Annotated in this window: 14 protein-coding genes; 7 read left to right on the forward strand and 7 right to left on the reverse strand. The window is 58.4% G+C overall.

Annotated elements, in window-relative coordinates; genetic code table 11:
- Nucleotides 1–111 precede the first annotated feature (111 nt).
- Nucleotides 112–3,609: an ATP-binding protein gene (locus N6C22_RS19245; protein WP_261652827.1), complete on the forward strand. Its 3,498-nt coding sequence runs from the start codon at nucleotides 112–114 to the stop codon at nucleotides 3,607–3,609.
- A gap of 693 nt (nucleotides 3,610–4,302) precedes the next feature.
- Complete coding sequence (locus tag N6C22_RS19250) at nucleotides 4,303–5,265, forward strand: uracil-DNA glycosylase family protein (protein WP_261652828.1); 963 nt, start codon at nucleotides 4,303–4,305, stop codon at nucleotides 5,263–5,265.
- Between the two features lie 91 nt (nucleotides 5,266–5,356).
- Here the strand turns inward: N6C22_RS19250 and aglF are convergent, their stop codons facing one another.
- Nucleotides 5,357–6,079 (reverse strand): UTP--glucose-1-phosphate uridylyltransferase AglF, encoded by a 723-nt coding sequence (aglF, locus tag N6C22_RS19255; RefSeq protein ID WP_261652829.1) that lies wholly within the window; start codon nucleotides 6,077–6,079, stop codon nucleotides 5,357–5,359.
- 147 nt (nucleotides 6,080–6,226) lie between these two features.
- Here aglF and N6C22_RS19260 point away from each other — a divergent pair, with 147 nt between their 5' ends.
- Nucleotides 6,227–7,144 (forward strand): NAD-dependent epimerase/dehydratase family protein, encoded by a 918-nt coding sequence (locus N6C22_RS19260; protein ID WP_261652830.1) that lies wholly within the window; start codon nucleotides 6,227–6,229, stop codon nucleotides 7,142–7,144.
- A 606-nt stretch (nucleotides 7,145–7,750) separates the two neighbouring features.
- Nucleotides 7,751–7,912 carry a hypothetical protein gene (locus N6C22_RS19265; RefSeq protein WP_261652831.1) on the forward strand — a complete coding sequence of 54 codons (162 nt, stop codon included), beginning with the start codon at nucleotides 7,751–7,753 and terminating at the stop codon, nucleotides 7,910–7,912.
- A gap of 332 nt (nucleotides 7,913–8,244) precedes the next feature.
- Here the strand turns inward: N6C22_RS19265 and N6C22_RS19270 are convergent, their stop codons facing one another.
- The gene (locus tag N6C22_RS19270) at nucleotides 8,245–9,096 is read right to left on the reverse strand and encodes a hypothetical protein (protein WP_261652832.1); all 852 of its coding nucleotides are present in this window, start codon (nucleotides 9,094–9,096) and stop codon (nucleotides 8,245–8,247) included.
- A 288-nt stretch (nucleotides 9,097–9,384) separates the two neighbouring features.
- Between N6C22_RS19270 and N6C22_RS19275 the strand changes: the two genes are divergently transcribed.
- Together N6C22_RS19275 and N6C22_RS19280 are read left to right on the forward strand one after the other, a co-directional pair.
- A complete protein-coding gene (locus N6C22_RS19275) occupies nucleotides 9,385–9,648 on the forward strand; it encodes a winged helix-turn-helix domain-containing protein (protein WP_261652833.1) in 264 nt (87 codons plus the stop codon).
- Nucleotides 9,649–9,827: 179 nt separating this feature from the next.
- A complete protein-coding gene (locus N6C22_RS19280; protein ID WP_261652834.1) occupies nucleotides 9,828–11,468 on the forward strand; it encodes a hypothetical protein in 1,641 nt (546 codons plus the stop codon).
- A gap of 41 nt (nucleotides 11,469–11,509) precedes the next feature.
- Here the strand turns inward: N6C22_RS19280 and N6C22_RS19285 are convergent, their stop codons facing one another.
- From N6C22_RS19285 to N6C22_RS19295, 3 genes are read right to left on the reverse strand one after another with little or no spacing between them, the layout of a single operon-like run.
- On the reverse strand, nucleotides 11,510–12,760 hold the full coding sequence (locus tag N6C22_RS19285) for a glycosyltransferase family 4 protein (RefSeq protein WP_261652835.1): 1,251 nt from the start codon (nucleotides 12,758–12,760) through the stop codon (nucleotides 11,510–11,512).
- 21 nt (nucleotides 12,761–12,781) lie between these two features.
- Complete coding sequence (locus tag N6C22_RS19290) at nucleotides 12,782–13,801, reverse strand: NAD-dependent epimerase/dehydratase family protein (RefSeq protein WP_261652836.1); 1,020 nt, start codon at nucleotides 13,799–13,801, stop codon at nucleotides 12,782–12,784.
- A 1-nt stretch (nucleotide 13,802) separates the two neighbouring features.
- Nucleotides 13,803–14,816, reverse strand: a complete 1,014-nt coding sequence (locus N6C22_RS19295; protein WP_261652837.1) for an NAD-dependent epimerase/dehydratase family protein — start codon at nucleotides 14,814–14,816, stop codon at nucleotides 13,803–13,805.
- Between the two features lie 114 nt (nucleotides 14,817–14,930).
- Between N6C22_RS19295 and N6C22_RS19300 the strand changes: the two genes are divergently transcribed.
- On the forward strand, nucleotides 14,931–16,226 hold the full coding sequence (locus tag N6C22_RS19300; protein ID WP_261652838.1) for a sulfatase-like hydrolase/transferase: 1,296 nt from the start codon (nucleotides 14,931–14,933) through the stop codon (nucleotides 16,224–16,226).
- Between the two features lie 3 nt (nucleotides 16,227–16,229).
- Here N6C22_RS19300 and N6C22_RS19305 read toward each other — a convergent pair whose 3' ends face one another.
- Both N6C22_RS19305 and N6C22_RS19310 read right to left on the reverse strand, forming a co-directional pair.
- Nucleotides 16,230–16,439: a hypothetical protein gene (locus N6C22_RS19305; protein ID WP_261652839.1), complete on the reverse strand. Its 210-nt coding sequence runs from the start codon at nucleotides 16,437–16,439 to the stop codon at nucleotides 16,230–16,232.
- A gap of 51 nt (nucleotides 16,440–16,490) precedes the next feature.
- Nucleotides 16,491–17,906, reverse strand: a complete 1,416-nt coding sequence (locus tag N6C22_RS19310) for a sulfatase (RefSeq protein WP_261652840.1) — start codon at nucleotides 17,904–17,906, stop codon at nucleotides 16,491–16,493.
- Nucleotides 17,907–17,985: the final 79 nt, after the last annotated feature.

Below are 17,985 nucleotides of genomic sequence, written 5' to 3' on the forward strand. Positions count from 1 at the left end.
CTTACTGGAGGAATGAAAAAACGCGACAAAGAACCAATGCGTGCCACATGCTGACATAGCTCTTTATGCGGGTCTCATGCGTCGATTCGCCAGCCAGACCGCGGCGACGAGATGTCACACCCACGCACACCCCCAGATACAGATAGCCTGCCCGTCACGGCCGACGACTCGCGCTCGTACGTTCGAATCCAGCCCACAGCCGAGGCGCTCGACGCAGAGACGGTCGTGGCGCAGTTCCGGCGGTTGCATCAGGTGCGACTCGAGTCTCAGAAAGAATCGTTCCTCGACCGCTTCAGGGGAAGTCCGAGTCCGACACTCGAGGCCCTGCTCGTCAGCGATGGCGAGGAGACCACGTACTACGTGGGCGTCGACACACAGGCGCTCGACGCCACGCGGCGCATCCTGCGGAGTCTCTTTCCCGATGGCTACGAATTTAGCTCGCAACAATGGGCACCGGACCGCGTCGTGCAGGATTCCAGAGCCCTCGCTGCGGTCGAGTACTGTGGCCGGGTCAGCCATCCGAAGGACTGGCAGACTCGCCTTACGAAATTCGAGTCGTTTCTGACCGACGCCACAGCGAGAGTCCCACTGGCCGGCATCGTCGAGGCGATGGCCGAGTCTCCACTGCCGATGGTGTACCAGATCCTGCTGCGTCCACGTGCGGACTGGTCGGGGCAACGCGCTGCCCGGGTCGAGAGCATCGAGAACCAGCACGACCACGTGAGCGACCAGCTCACGACCGCCCTGTTCGGGGCTCCGGACGAGGTGCTACTCACCCAGGACGACGAGGAGCGTCTCGAAGAGCTCGCGTCGCGTGACTCACGGCGCTCGTTCGACGTGAACGCCCGGCTGGTCGTCGCAGGGAAGCGGCGTCAGGAACCAGCCGATGCACTCGCCCGGGAGCTCGCCGACGCGCTCAGTCACGTAAGCCACACCTGCTACGAGGTCACAGGACGAGTCAGGACTGGCTCGGCAGCCGAGAAGGTCCTGCAGGACGTACGCGATCGGACGCTGTACCAGCCGAAATACGGGCGTCTCAGCAAGATGCCGTGGCGTCGCCCCGAGAGTCCCGGGCTGGTCGTCGATGTCCACGAACTCGGGAGTTTCTGCCTGCTCGATGGGGCAGCCCTCACCGCAGATGGCACACGAAGCGTCGATGCCACACCGGGAGAACGTCGGTCGGTCCCCCAGCCGCCACAGACCGTGCTGGACCGGTATCGCGGAGCCGGACTCGCCCTGGGGAAGCCCCTGACCACGGACGGAACGGTTCATCCCGAACCGGTCGTCCTGCCTCCCGAACTCCAGCCCATGCACGTCGCCTGGTTCGGGAAGACAGGTTCGGGGAAGTCGACCGCGCTTACCACAGCGATGCTGGAGAACCACCGCGCCACCGACGGTGCGAGCATCCTCATCGACCCCAAGGGAGACGGGATGGCCACGGACTACCTGCGAGCGCACTTTGCGCGGTACGGCCACCTCGAGAACGTGCTGTACTTCGACTGTTCACAGACCCTTCCCGCGTTCTCCTTCTTCGATATCCGCGACCAGCTCGCCGCGGGCGTGCCCCGGACCACTGCGGTCGAGGACAGCGTCGACCACTACCTCGAGATACTGGGTCAGGTCATGGGTGTCGAACGCTTCGAGCGGGCGGTCCGCTCTCCAGATATCATCCGCTACCTCGTGAAGGCGCTGTACGACCCAGTGAGTGGCAGTGACGCCTACGCACACAGTGACCTCGAGACCGCGGTTCGCCAGCTTCACGAACGCCAGACTGCGCCCGCCGTGTCTGATGCCTCGCTTGAACAACTGCTCGCCGGCGTGGTCGCGAATAAGGCCCGGTCGTTCGACGAGATCATGCAGGGCGTCGCGAACCGCATCGAGAAGATCCCCGTCGACCAGCGCCTGGCCAGAATCTTCAACCACGTCCCCGGGGAGGGCGATTCCCACTTCGACCTCGCAGACTACCTCGACGAGAACGTCGTCATCATCCTCGACACGGGCTCGCTCCGCCCACAGGCTCAGCGCGTCCTCACGCTGGTCGTCCTCTCGAACCTCTGGACCGCCCTGCGTCGACGGGCGGCTCGCAGCGATGCGGACGAGCGCCCGCTGGTGAACCTCTACATCGAAGAAGCCGCGAGCGTCGCCATCTCTGACCTCCTGAAAGAACTGCTCGCCCAGGCCCGGGGCTTCGGCTGCTCGGTCACGCTCGCGATGCAGTTCCCCGGGCAGTTACGACGAGAGCGCGACGTCTACGACGAGATTCTGAACAACGTTTCGACAGTGGTCACGGGGAACGTTCCGAACGACAGGGACCTTGCCCGCCGGCTCGCGACCGACGACATGGACGCGACCGAGGTCGGGAACCGTCTTCGCGCCTTGCGACGCGGCCAGTGGCTGGTGAAGCTTCCCGCTGGATTCGGGTTGGCAGAACCACGGCCGTTCACAGTGGCGTCGTTACCGCCACCACTCGGGCATCCAGCAGGGACGAAACGCCGTCAGAAGGAACGGTGGTCGGTCGATGAGACACTCGTCTCGGTTCAAGAGCGCACATTGGCCGAAGCAGGGTTGGCCCTCGGGCAGGCAAGCACAACTTCAGACCCGGTCGATGAGCCTGCCCTCGATGCCCCAGACTCGGCCAGCGAAGGCGTCAGAGTCGATTCTGCACTTCCCTACACCAAACGGATGCCACCCACGGTTGCCTACGACCGGGGACTCCACGCCCTTCGCTGTCGGGAGTGTGGGAACCGGTACGACCCCAGTTCGATGGGGATGGTCCGGGCCATCGAGTGCTGTAGCTCACTCGCAGATACCGACCCTGACGACGTGCCGATCTGCGCGCTCAATCTGAAGCTCGCCGCTGCCGAGCGTGCTGCATCGCCACACTCAGACCGCCAGCTCATGTTCCTGCAGGCGGTGTACAACGCCCAGCAGCTTCGATACGATGCGCCAGAATACGACCTGCTCCACGACAGCATGATTCGACTCCAGGAGTACGTCGGTATCGCCAGCGATGCCGTGCAGGACCTCATAGACGCCAACTTACTGACCCACGACACCGACCATCCGCACCGGCTGTTCACGGTGACCGTCGATGGTCGGAAGGCAATCGGCGAGAGCTATCGCGAAGGCGTCGACTACGGCCACGGGAAAGGCGACCTCGAAGAGTCCAGCCAGCACGTCCTCGCGGTCGAGGTCGCCAGACGACATCTGGAACAGAACTACGTTGCAGACCCAGATTCGGCCGTGGTTCGGGTGCAACCGTACTACGACCTGGACGAGAACCGTCGCCTGGACCTCGCAGGGCTGGATGCCGCGGGTGAAATCGTGGTCACGGTCGAGGTCGAACGCATCAACAACGACGTCCGTCGGGCAGTTCCCGCGGATTACGACAAGATGGCCGCGTGCGAGCCCGAAGAGGCTATCTGGGTCGTCATGACCCACGCAGGTGGGCACGAGGTCCTCGCCGCACTGAACGACCCCCTCGAGGGCGAACCCCGCGTCGAGAAGACCTACAGTCCGAAGACCCCGCCCTACCAGTTCCGAATCGACACGCCAGGCATGACTGCCGTCTACCCGGCCGACTATCTGCGGGACCGGCTGTCTGACTGACCACGCTTTCGGACATGTTTTTCAGAGTGGGTGAGTAGCGACTCGCGCCTGTAGCAGCGCGAAAACGTGGTCTGGACGATGCTCAGCGGATTCAGATTGGACTGCTGCTCCGCAAGGTGGCCTGTGGCGGTACTGCGAGAGCGGTTGGAAGGGTTCGATGACTGGATGAACTGGGTAGTCGCGACTCTGGGTTCAGGGTCGTCTCGAGACGCCCGATATCGGGGGGTTGAACGGTTTCAATGCTGGCTTTCTAGCGTCGAAAGCGGTTGTTCTTCGGGGGTGAAATCGAGAGACGGAAACCGTGTCTGAAGATTTTCCCGGGGAATTCGCTGGTGTCTAGTTTGAATGGTTCTACGGATATCTAGCTCTACAGCTCTCAGTCCATCGAAGACAGCCGATTCCTGGTTTCTGCGACTGTCCCCGGATTTCGCCCTTTCAGCATATGCCCGTCCTAGTTCGAGCGTCAATTCCCGCACAGGCCACTTTGCGGGGGTTCTCCCAGTCCTGAACGACCTGAGAATCGCAGAGACGACCTGTGGGGGCGATTCATCGGCCCAGACCTTTCAGGGAGGGGTCTGGGTCAGTGAATGCACGTCTCGATGCTGCCGGGGCCCAGAACTTGCTCGACAGATTGGTTCCTTCCTATAGAGGTCTCTCCCGGAGAACTATGTCGAATGACTACGACGTCGAGATATGACAACTGAGTGGATAGAACGAGTCCGACAGAACGCACTGGATGGTGGGGGAGCCTGTGCTGGATGTCCGGCCCATGAAGACGGCCGGTCGTGCCGTGTGAATCCTGGCCTGTTCGATCCCGATGGCGACGTGATGTTCGTCACCATCGAGCCCAGTCACCAGTTCGACTGGGATGACTACGACGACTGGGCCGAATACAACGATGAGATTACGGAGAAGTTCATGGACCAGTGGACTGGCGGGCCCATCCTGGAGAAACTGCTCGAGCCGATTCCCGGTGTGGACATGACGTCCGTGTGGATGGCGGACGCGATCAAGTGCCCACCAGAAGGTGGTATCGACGACCAGGTCCGCAACGAGGAGTTCGCACACTGCAAGTCATACCTTCAGGAAGAGATCGAGCAGGTCGACCCCGACGTGATTGTCGGCCTGGGAAAGAACGCCTGTCTTCGTACGCTGTCCGCGCTTGGAGAACCTCGAGACAGCCTCTCGGTAGCACGTGAATGCGGTCGCATCGTCGAGACGGACCCGCCCGTCGTGATTTCACCCCACTGGAGTTACGGTTGGCTGAGTCGACAGACGAGCGAGTCCTGGGGTCAGGGCTGGCTCTCTGAGCAACCACAGCTCGACGACTCGTACTCGCAGAACATGGAGGCCATCAGGGCATCCATCGAAGCGGTCCGTGCCGAGGCTTCAGTTGCGGGGGATGCGAAGGCCAAAGAAGAGGAGATTACCGTCAGGGCGGATACCCACCGCGGCCGGGTCTGTAAAGCACTGTCTACCGAGGAGTGGATGGATAGCGAGGGCGTCGCGGACCAGACCAGATACAGGACGGGTGGAGCCTCGAGTGTGCTGTCTGACCTCTACCGGGCGGAGTACGTGATCCGTCGGACGTCACAGGGTGAAGGGAACTCCCAGTACGAGTATCGGTTGGTGGAGGGCGTCAGTGTGCAAGAATAGTGAAGACGCTCATATCGATGGTATCCGATTACAGCGATTTCCCCCAACAGACAGCACCTATTTCTGTGAGTAAAAGTACCGGATTGACGAACTACGCTTCAACCAACTGTTCAAGGCGTTCTTCTGCCTTGTCCCGGTCCTCTGGGTATCCGATATCGGACCGCCAGCCATCGATGCGAATCGCGTCGATGGTCCGCCCGCTCTGGATCAAGAGGTCGACCGCATCAGAGATTTCGTACTCGCCGCGGTTCGACGGCTGGACGAGATGGCAGGCGTGGAAAATGGCGGGGGTAAACGTATAGAACCCAGTCATCACCAGATTCAACGGCGGGTCCTCTGGCTTCTCGATGACATCCGTGATCTCGCCGTACTGGTTCGTGTCGCACACGCCATAGCGACTTGCGTCTTCCCACGGCACCTCTTCGACGAGGAAGGCCGCATCTGCACGGTCTTCTCGTTGCCGACGGACCACATCTTGTAGGTTGGCCTGGAAGATGTTGTCCCCGAGCATCAGCATGAAGTCGTCGTCGATGTGCTCTTCCACGGTCAAGAGTGCGTGCGCTAGGCCATTCTGTTCGCGTTGGTGAGTGTAGGTGATGGGGATGCCCTCGAACTCATCGCCGTAGTGACTCACGATCTTCTCCTTCATGTAGCCAACGACGATGATGAACTCGTCTGCACCAAGCTCTTTGAGCTGTTCCAGACAGTGCGTGATAATCGGCTTACCTGCGACTTCCACCATCCCTTTCGGATTATCGTCGGTTAGCGGGCGGAGGCGTGTCCCCTTCCCAGCAGCTAGAACGACAGCTTTCATATCATATTTTCCACTTAACCAGAGCAAGATAGTATTTTTGGCTACCTTGAGGCGTGACGTGACACCGATTCACCAGATAGTAATCAGTCCCGACAGTTACGGAAAGAGAGCCAGTAGGCTTTAGTTACGTTTCGAGCCAGAAACAGTATGGACGGAAAACGGGTCCTCGTCACAGGGGGAGCTGGCTTCATCGGTTCGAACCTCGCGAATCATCTCGCAGAATCGAACGACGTGATCGCACTCGACGACGGCTACCTCGGCAAACCGGAGAACCTGGACGACGCTGTCGAGTTCGTCGAGGCGAGCGTCCTCGACGACGACCTTCCAGTCGATGTAGACTTGGTGTTCCACCTTGCGGCGCTCTCCTCGTACGCGATGCACGAGGAGAACCCGCATCGGGGGGCTGAAGTGAACGTCGACGGGTTCGTGAACGTCGTCGAACAGGCACAGAAGGCAGGCTGTGACACCCTGGTGTACGCGTCGACCTCGTCGATCTACGGGAACCGCACGGAGCCCTCCCCGGAAGACATGGACGTCGAAGCGCGGACAGGCTACGAAGCGTCGAAGCTCGCGCGAGAGCGCTACGCCGAGTACTACTCGAACTTCTACGACATGTCCGCCGCAGGGATGCGGTTCTTCTCCGTCTACCAGGGCTACGGCGGCAGCGAGGAACACAAAGGCGAGTACGCGAACGTCATCGCCCAGTTCGCCGACGATATGGCTAACGGCGAGTCACCTGTCTTGTATGATGATGGGACGCAGACTCGGGACTTCACCCACGTCGACGACATCGTGCAGGGACTGGTCGTGGCTGCTGAAGAGCGACTGGACGGAATCTTCAACCTCGGGACTGGCGAGAGCTATTCCTTCAACACCGTCGTGGAGATGCTGAACGACGAACTCGGGACGAACATCGACCCGGAGTACGTCGAGAACCCGATTCCGGACGACGTGTACGTCCACGACACGATGGCTGATATCTCGAAGATTCGTGATGCGACCGGCTGGGAGCCCGGGATCACGTTCGAGGAAGGTATCGAACGCGTCTGCCAGCAGTATCAGTAAGTGGCAATCCACTAGGGCGCAGACACGGAGCAGTTGCGGATTTGGACGTGTGGAAGACCGGTTCGGGGTTCCACGTGCTCGCGATATTATTCTCAAGATGTTCTCCGTTGTCCGGTATTTCAGGGACTGTTGGTGTCCTCGGTGGACGCGGTCCAGCCTGTCGCCTGGTAATGCCGTCGACCGCCGTTCGAGGAAACGGTGGAACAATCTGTGAGCCGTTTGTAAAAATTGACAAATATTGGTAATAAACAGGTGAGTTGAGCAGAACCCACTCGCGTTCACTACCAGTTTTGGTGTGCACTACGATCTGCTGCACATCACGAATGTGCTGCACAGCAAATCGGCATACACAATGGGGTTATTCCGAATGTGCAGCACACCTTTAACTTGCCCAAGAAACTCAGCACAGTACTCCATCGAAGGTCCTTATATACTGGCCCGAATCACCGTCGGAAACAGTCGGGCGAATTTTCGAGGACTTCTCGCACTGTAAATCTGACATAGGCGTCGATTCTGCTGCCAGGTCAGGGCGTGATCCAGTTTGAAAAAAGAACTGGAGACGGTGTCGGCGAAGGTCGCTTGCTTGCCGTTGCTCGGCATTGGGAAGTGTACGTCGACAATGTCAGCGTCGAGGATGGGACCGTCCTCGAGATGTTCACCGAACAGGCGACCATCAGGCTCGAGACGATCCTCGTCGGGCGCGTCGGGGCGATGCTGGAGGACTTCGAGACCCAGCACATCGTCATCACGTACATCTCGAAGGCGTAGACGGCTGCTACACCAACGCTCGGGTTTTCATCGCCGTGAACTTCAGCGCCGGCTGCCGACTCAGCAGCGCCCGGGTGTGAAATATCGGCTCGATTCCCCACGTGTTCGCGACACTCTTCCTCGTGTGTCTCGCCGGCACCCAGCGTTCCGGGGACAGTTGGTGTCCCTGGTGGACATGCTCCAGCTTGTCGCTTGTTAGTGCCGTCGACCGCCGTTCGAGAGGTAGACCCACAGGTAGCCCAGCCGCGAACAGGGAACCGTATCGTCCGTGTGTCGTGTGTCCTGTGGGAGTTCAGTGGTCGTCAGTGCTCACGCGCTGGCCGGGGACAGCGTCACCCGGGGACACCGATTGTCCCCGGAGGGTCAGTGTTCGGTGCCGTCTCACCTGGAATCTCTGAATCGGTCGGGACGACTAGCCGGCGCTCTTTGTACTTGAGACCGTCTTTCCGGTGTGACCGTCGCTCGATATAGACGCGATTCTTCGCGAGTTCACGGATTCGTTGCATCGCCCGACCAGCGAGTTTCTTCGCGTAGTCGTGACTGAGGGATTCGTCCTCGCGCTCGAGTTCAGATTTGATGTGTAGCCTGATGTCACTCGCATCGATGTACTCGCGAACGCTGCGACAGCCCTTCGACCAGACACTCCCCGGTGTGTGTTTCCCGCGTTCTGCCCAGACCTTCGCCGCGATGTAGTCCGCGCGTTTGCTGGCGGCACTGGCAAGGAGATCTTCGTCCATCCACGCAAGTTGCTGAATCGGAAGGAGATCAGCTGCCGGGAGCGTGGTGGTCCCGGAGCGGTCCAATGGGTCGGTACTATCGGGGAGCCGGACCCATTCCATTCCGGTGTCACCGGTGAATCGTTCGAGCCGGTCGCCGTCGACGTCGAGGTGTTCTACCGTCGGTTCGACGTGGTCGTACCGGAGATGCGCTCCCTTCTCGAGTTCTCTGGATTGGAGTTCTGCGACCTGTCTACGAGTAACCGCTCCTCGTTTCCTGAGAGCATCCAGGAGTGCGTCCTGCCTCTCGACCGTATCTTCGAGAACTGCGCACCGCTCTTCCAGAGACTCCCGATCCTCGTGTGCCTGTTCGAGGTCGGCCTCAAGTTCTCTGATAGAGTTGGCCTGCTCCTCCACGATAGTCTCCAGAGCTGCAACTCGGGCCTCGATAGTCTGGAGGTCTGTCATCGACTCCCCCCACAGTCGCTAAACCGCTGCTTCGCCTCGGTTGGTCGCGTTGCAACTACTCGGGCGGGCCATTGAAGGCCCCGCGGAACATTTTCGAACATGTCGGTATTGGCCGACCCTACGCGGCGTCCGTGCGGCAACACGGTCGCCACATTCCTTTCGTGACGAAACCGCCACGTAGCGTCTCTATAGGGTAGTCTTTCTTCGGGCACATAATTGTTACCGTGCGGTGATTAATATCCACCCGGAGCCAAATATCAATCCTACAATACTTCACGTTGGACACTGATGATTCGGGCAATGACTGGGGCTGGGCGAAAACCAACTGTCACCGACATCGAAATTCTCCAGCAATTCGTCCGTTCTCCCGATCCCGTCCTCCATCCGACCGAATTGACCGAGACGCTCGATATGTCCCGACAGGGGGTCTACAAACGGTTGGAGAAGCTTGTGGACGATGGGGCACTGTCGTCGAAGAAGGTCGCCGGCACACGCATCTTCTGGATAACGGACGCGGGGCGTGAGCAGGCGACTGCCGAGAAAAAACAATAGAGCTCAGTTCCGCAACTCTGGTCGTACATTGTCCCGCCTTCGACCGGTTGTTCGGCCCTCACAGACGGTACCTATTTTTATCAGCCATCGAAATGACCAAACGACAATGGCCTTGCCCCGAATCACCAACCCGCACCCTCCTCACGAACACGAACTCGTGAGCACGAGGTGATTCGTTCGTGCGCCGTGGCCGCTTTTTCCTCGTCGTCTGCCTGACCGTCGCGATCGGCGTGATGCTCCGGACGCTGACCCTGTACGAGTCACCTCTTCCCTTCAATCCCGACGGGCTCGTGTACGCTGGGCACGTTCGAGACGCACGCGCTGCAGGTGAGCTGTTGCTCGCGAACCTGGCGACCGACGAATTGCACTTCACGATGTTCCTCGCCATGATATCGGAGGTGACTGGAGTGAAGGCACTGTATCACTCGCAGTGGGTTATCTCGGTCGTGGGGACACTGCCAGCGCTGTTCCTGCTCAGTGTGATTCGCCGGCTCGGTGGGTCGCTGGGATTGGACGCTGGACAGGCTCGTTTAGCCGGTGGGCTAGCCGGGCTGACGCTGGCCATCGAGGGGCTGTACCTACATAGGTCGATGCCGGTCGACGAGCAGACCGTCGGACTGTTCCTGGTGCCACTTGCAGTGATCGGCGTGGTCCGGGCGCACCGGGATTCGAGATGGTGGATCGTCGTTGGGTCGGTCTTCGTAGTGCTGCCGGCGATTCACAATCTGGATGCGATGGTGTTCGCGCTGACGCTGACCGTGCTGGCCGGGCTAGCGCTCGGGACAGCCGGACGGTTGCAGAGTCGTGAACTCACCCTGTTGGCACTAGGCTACTGGGGCTGGTTTGCTACGTACAATTACGGCCTAGAGGCGTTGACCGGGGCTCGAATCATTCAGCAAGCTCGAATCACCCAGGTCCCAGGGTTGCTATTCGCGTGGGTCGTGCTTGTGGCGGTAGCGCTCCTCTGGTTCCTCGATCTCGATGCACGGTTCCAACGCGGGTTCGTTGGAGCGATCTTCGGTTCGTGGTTCCTGCTATTGGGCGTGAATACGATGATACCGGTGTTCCCAGGACTGTGGCAGACGAACTGGATCATCGTCGCTGGTGGGCTCCCCCTCGCGATTCCGTTCGGGTTGTCCGCACTGGGGGTTGGAGACACCGTCGAGGACGGCGTCGGTCACGGGCTACTCGGGTTGCTCGGCGGTGCCATCGTCCTCATCGGCCTCTCGTTCAGCGCAGCGTTGACGGCCGATTACATCAACCTCCTGTACCGGGTGCAGACGTTCGTGCACCTGCCTGTGCTCGGGTTGGCTGGGTACGTGTTGGTTCGGTTGGTTCGTGGGTGGAGTTTCGGTGTTGGTGCGAAGCAGATTGCGATAGCCATGTTGGTGGTCTCGGCGAGTGCCAGCATCCCGATTGCATTCGGTGAGTTGGAGGTGCTGTCGTACAAGGGAGTGACGACGCCTACGGAACTGGAAGCCGCCGGGTTCGCTGTTGAGTATTCGGGTGGAGATTGGACGAGTGATGATCATCTGACACGGGTGTCACTCTATTACACGGCCAGCCTTCACGAGAGAAGTGGTGCTGGTAGTGGACCGGCATATGAGTGGATTGTAACTGACCGTCAAGTTGACTGCCTATTGTTGAGTCAAACTTCTTGGAATCGTGTCGGTGCACAGTTGTATCCAAAGCAACCAGTCGTCGTCGAGAGGGACAGGTATTCCAGATTCCATAACCACCGTAACCAAGTCTACTCGATATCGAGCACTGAAACGATACAAGCGAGTCTTCCGATGTCAGTGAACCCGAAATCCTGCTGATAGCCAGGACCGGTGGCCGGTCGAATCCCGTGGTCTCGGTATCAGTTCGGCAGTGTGCCAGCGAGCATCCGATAGTACTCGTCGATGGACTGGTCTTCGGTGAAGTTGTTCTCGAAGGCTTCGCGAGCGTTCTTTCCTTGCTCCCGGACGAGTTCGGGATTTGACTGCCACCGGTTGATCGCCTCAACGATGCCCTCGACATCACCCTGTGATACCTGAATACCGGCTTCGAACTGCTCTACGATTCGTGCCTCGTCGTCGTCCGGCTGGGAAATGACGAGCACTGGCTGCCCAGTAGCCATCGCCGTGTAGAGCTTGCTCGACACACAGACACCTTCGAACCCTTCTTTCACAGCCACGACAGACACGTCGGCAGAGGTGAGACTGTACGGAAGGTCGTCCCACGGCTGGTACGGAAGGAAGTCAACGGTTTCGCCTTTTACACCGTGTTTCTCAGCGAGGCTAACGATATTTTGCTTGTTATCGCCCTGTCCGACGATGAGGAATTTGACGTTCTCATCCTGAAATTCGGTCGACCCTTCGACGAGCGTCTCCAAATCGTGGAAGTCCCCGATGTTCCCGGAATACAGCACAGAGAACGGTTCGACCAACCCATGCTCTTCACTGAACCAGTTATCTCCTTTGGGGACGGGTTCAATGAACTCCTCGTCTTCCCAATTGTGGATGATCTCGACCTTTGACTCGTCGAACTTCCGGCCAGCGTTGTTGCTGATTCGCTGTTTCATGACTGGGCCGAGTGCCACGACGTGCTTGGCTGCTAAGAACGCACGACGGTTCAGCATACCCCAAACTGTGTCGATTACACCACCCTCTGTAATGTAATCGAGCTCGGCCGGTTGGTCCGGATACAGGTCGTAGACGATGTAGGTATATGCCCACCCACGGAGCCGGCAAACCAACCAGAGAGCCACCGGTAAAAACGGGGGATTAGAGACGAAGACGACTTCACGCTCCTTCTCGGTCCGGCTGAAGAGCAGTGCAAAGAACATCCAGACCGTAAAAACGGTCCAGTTGAACAAGCGCCGAGGGAGGGACGATTGCCTGACTTGAGGCGCTCGAATGCGATTTACCAGCACCCCCTCGTGTGTCGAGGTGTGCGGTTGCTTCTCGTTATCTCCACTGTGGTAGTTTGGCTGACCAGTAAAGACCGTCATATCGAGCCCACGCTCCTGAAGACCGACGGCCAGATCTGTCATCAGTTGGCCAGTCGACGCAGTATCCGGGTGAAAGTACTCCGTGACGAGAACGTACTCTTTGTTTGACTCTGGCATCTATAAAAGATCGAGGATTAGTTATCGCTCGTGGAGGAGCGTTTCGAGGTTCTCTTTGACGTACTCCTTGTCGCGGGCTTCTACGTACCAGTCGAGAGTGCGCTTGATACCCTCCTCGACTGTGTACTCCGGTTCCCAGCCAAGGAGTTCTTCAGCGCGAGTCGTGTCTGCCGCGCGGTGGCGGACACCGACCGGCTTGTCAGTCATGTAGTTGATCTCATCCGGCTCCCACCCGAGGTGGTCGAAGACGTGTTCAACGGCCTCATTCATCGTCACGTAGCGGCTGATACCAGCGTTAACCGGCGTCCCATCAGTGACGTTCTCAGCAGCAAGGCGAAGGGCCCGAGTAATGTCCTTCACATAGGTGAAGTTCCGCGTCTGCTCCCCGTCGCCCCAAATCTGATACGGGTCTTGTTCAGCGAACGCCTTCGCCATGAACGCGACGATTGCGTGGGTCTCGTTCTCGCGTGGACCATAAGCGGTGAAGATACGGACGATGCTCGTGTCGATGTCGTACTGTTCACCGTACGCGTGGAGCGACCGTTCGCCCATGAGTTTCGCCCATCCATAGACTTCATCGGCGTAGGCACCACCGCGTTCCTCGAAGCTGACCATATCCTCTGAGAGGCGCTGTCTCTCCTGCTGGATGTCAGTCGGGTAGGTACAAGCACTGGACGCGAACGAGATTCGCTCGACGCCGTTCTTCGCGGCGGCCTCGTAGACGATATTGTCCAGGGCCATGTTCGTCGCACAGTTGGCTGGGTAGTTCGAGATGTACCCACGTCCACCGTGGTCAGCTGCGAGGTGGAACACCGTATCGATGTCTTTCGTCGCCTCGTCCGCAAAGTCGTAGTGTTTGAGGTTCCCCTCGAGGACTTCGATGTCGTCTTTTACCTCCTCAAGGTTGACCATTTCGCCGCTGGATAGGTCGTCTGCGACTCGGACATTCGCGCCGTGTTCGACCAAATCCTCAACCAGATGACTACCGATGAACGAGGCACCGCCCGTGACCAGAACGTGTTCTCCATCCCACATTGTCATATCAGTTATCTCCCTCTGCAGGAGCAACCGGCTTAGTTCCTTCGAGTTCGCTCCTGGCCCATTCGAAGACCTGCTGGAGACCGTCGTCAAGCGAAACACCCGGTTCCCAGTCAAGTTCCTCTTTCATCTTCGTCATGTCGCAGGCGTACTTGTCCGTCCCGGTGGGCTTCGAGAGGTCGTGCTCGATTGATATATCCTTGCCGCTGATTTCGATAATCTTCTCCGCGAGCTCGTTCATCGAGACGACCTCCATCGAGTTACCGAGATTAATCGGTTCCCCATCAACCTTCTTTTCGATCGTTTCGATCATCCCCTCGACGAGGTCGGTGACGTAGATGAAGCCACGTTCCTGCGTCCCGTCACCGAAGAGTTCGATGGACCCACCGTCCGGTTCTTCGATGACTTTTCGACAGAGCGACGGAATGACGTGACTGCTCTTCGGGTCTAGGCTCTCACGCGGCCCGTAGCAGTTGAAGATCCGGACTGAACCAGTCTTCAGGTCCGTATCGGTCTGGTACGCCTCGCAGGCGACCTCCCCGAGTACTTTCGCCCACCCGTACGTGCTGTGTGGGTCAGCAGGGATTCCCTGGTCTTCACTGAACAGGTTCAGGTCGTCGTGTTCCTGCCGGTAAATACAGGCGCTCGACGCGAACAGGAACCGGTCGACATCGTTAATTCGAGCCGCTTCCAGCATGTGCTGGTTCATCAACACACTGGGTGTGAGACCGTGGACATTCTCACGCTTGATGTAGTGGATTCCGCCGACAGCGGCGGCGAGGTGAAACACGTCGTCGACACCTTCCGTCGCCTCGATACATCCCTTGTGCGTGGTGAGGTCAGTCGGTCGAACCTCAATGTCGTCTTCAAGGTGACTAATCTTTTCAAAACCCCCACGTGAGAAATCATCCGCGACGACAACATCCGCACCGCGTTCAAGGAGTTCTTCCGCTAGATAGGAACCGATGAACCCTGCGCCACCGGTCACCAGCACAGCTCGGTCTGTCAAGTCCGTCATGAAAATAGTCTACGAGATTAATGATTGAAATACCCTTCTCTCTCGCTGTCGCCATCAGATGCAATGTGTTTTCGACGAAAGAATTTATCAGAGCACCCACCATCTTCACCACTAATGAAGAATGTTCTGATGGTGACCGTAGACAGCCTCAGAGCCGACGCGTGTGGGTTCGTCGGTGACGGTGGGCAGACTCCCTATCTCTCCTCGCTCGCCGACGATGGTGTGGTGTACGAGAACGCGATTGCTCCTGGCCCTCGGACGCCTTGTTCAGTACCGGTATCCCATACTGGCGAACCGGAGCGGAACAGCGCGTTCACTTCTGACGAACGGTGGGCCGCGATTGGAAGACACGTGGAGACCCACACAACGATACCGGAACAATTTAAACAGCTCGGATACCAAACAATTGGTTTCACCGCGAATCCATGGACTGCGTACGAGACGAATTTCGACGCTGGCTTCGACGAGTTCTACGAACTCCGGCCGGGGGCAGATAATGGCTTCGAGACGCTTCCCGACGTGGGAATGTTGGGGACTGTAGACGACATCCTGACCGGAACAAAGATTGGTGACCGGTTCAAGTGGAGAAATCGGCGAGAGTGGTTTGCCCACTGGACAGCGTTCTACAAAGAAATTGAACAGAAGCTGTCCGACATGGATGAGCCGTACTTCGCTTGGGTTTTCGTCATGGATACACATCAGCCGTACATCCTGCCGTCGGAGTTCCGTACCGAGACAAACCTGCCGAAGACATTGTACTCGCTCATGCAGTACGAACGGGACGACGAACAGCGGCTACCCTCTCATGTGGTCAAATGGCTAAAAGAAGCTTACCGGGACTGTGTTCGGTCCGCTGATCGGTTCGTTGAGCGACTCTACAAGAACCTACAGTCCCCCGAGACGTTGTTGGTATTCAACGCAGACCACGGGGAAGCACACGGTGAACACGGGACATTCGGCCACGAGTACCAACTGTACGAGGAGAACATCCACGTCCCGTTTCTCGTCCACGGCTTAGGCGAGTGTCAGACAATCAAAGACCCTCTCTCGCTCACGAGGTTACCACAACTGCTGGAACATTTCGCCACCGAATCGCGCCCCAATCCAGCGTCGTTCACGGACAAATTCGTGGTGTCAGACGTGGAAAGCCACCGGTTCTCGAAACACCGTGCGGAGTTGAACGGGTACGCCCCACACTTCGCAACAGTTCGAAGTAACGACCTCAAGTACATCGATACGGCCTCCGGTGCTGAGTTGTATGACCTCTCCGCCGATCCCGACGAGACTGACGAACTCTCTCGCGAGCACCCCGAGCTTGTCGAACTCCTCTCTGAACTCACAACCATTCGAACCGTCAAACCGAACGAAAAGCTATCGATTGTACAGGCTATACAGAAGATTCACTCGTGAGCGTTATTTGAGATAGCCGAGCGATTCCAGTCTCGATTCGACATCCTGTTCGCTCCGATGCTCCTGGATTGAATCCAGTTCCGCTAGCGTTGCGGAGAGAACGTATTCGATGTACTCTCTGGTCGAGTCGAACCCGGCAGACCGGGACCGGTCAGATAGTTCCGCCACGAGAGATGCCGAGATTTCGACGGGCTCAGTTTCCTGCTCGTCCATGTCTTGACATCCAATCACAACCACATAAATCGGGCGAATCGACCGAAAGGATTAGTCGAGGTACCCCATCTCGCGGAGTTGGTCTCGGGTCTCGTCGTCGATGTCGTCGAGCGCCGCCCTCGGGTCCGCTTCACCGCTGCTGATGGCCTCTCGCCACTGCTCCAGTTCGCGCCTCAAGTCGTCGGATACGCCGGCGGAATCGACGAGGTTCTCGTGTTCCTCCGGATCGTTCTGGAGATCGTACAGTCGCTCCGAAGATTCGCCGAATCGTCGCCGCAGGAAGTAGATGGGATTTGTCAGTACCTGACGCATGAACTGGAGGTCTACTATCTTCTCCAAGTACGGTGTCAGTCCCTCGTTCGGGGACTCCGTCTTGATGTACTTCCACCGGCGTCGCCGCACCGAGTAGAACGAGTTCTGCACATCGGCGTAGTCGGTCTCGGAGTACACGGACGTACGACCGCTGTCAAGGATGGACCGACCCGTCGCGTTCTCGACGCCATCCCACCGTTCGTACTGATCTATGTAGTCCAGTGCCGTCGGCAGCAAGTCGACCAGGCTCATGAGATCTCCTTCGCCTTTCCACGCCGGGTTCGTCTCCGGGTATCGAGCGATGATTGGGACGTGTACCAGTTCCTCGTACGGTACGTGGGAGTGCCCGACGTTCCCGTCGTGGTCACCGAAGGCCTCGCCGTGGTCGCCAACCAAGAATACGATCGTCTCGTCGTAGACGCTGTGGTGTTTCAGTCTGTCCAATAGGTCGCCGAACGCGTGGTCCACGTACGTGATCTCCGAGTCGTAGAGGTTGATTAGCCGCTGGAAGTCCTCTTCAGTGCTGGCATGTCGGAGGCTCTCCCTGGTGCCATCGATCTGGCCCTCGTAGTCAGGGTTGACAAACGACTGGAACCCCTCGGGAGGCTGGTACGGGTCGTGGGGGTCGATCGTCCAGAGAAACCCGAAGAACGGGTCATCACTTTCGGATTCGAGGACGGTGCGTTCAAACTCGTCCACGACTTGCTCCGCAAGCGGGAACACGACCCGGCCGCTCTCGTGTTCGAGGAGCTCGTCGCCCGCGGTGGACGTGCTTCTGTGTGGCTTGATGGAGTCGTCCTTGTACAAGTCGACGAACTCGTCGAATCCGCGATCAAATCCCAGCCCTGACGATACGTTTCCTATGGCCGATATCCCCGCCGTGCGATAACCCATCTCGCCGAATATCTTTGGCCACCGTGGTTGTGTCCCACCGAAGTAATCGTCCAGGGTCTTGACACCGTGGACGGAGGGGTGTGCACCCGTGAGGATAGATGCCGCGACAGACCGAGTCCAAGTAGAGGGGGTGAAGCCGTTCTCGTACCGGACGTTCTCCTCGGCGAAACTATCAATATTCGGAGTGGTTTGTCGGTCGTAACCGTAACAGGAGAGGTGATCTGCCCTGAGGGCGTCCGAGACGAAGATTAGGATATTCATGATGCTCAGTCAGTTGAGGTGAAAGTTAATTCTCCCGGTTCCCAGACCTGCGTGGCATGAGTAAATACTTTACCAACAC

The sequence above is a fragment of the Haloarchaeobius sp. HME9146 genome (assembly GCF_025399835.1).
In the GTDB taxonomy this organism is placed as follows: domain Archaea; phylum Halobacteriota; class Halobacteria; order Halobacteriales; family Natrialbaceae; genus Haloarchaeobius.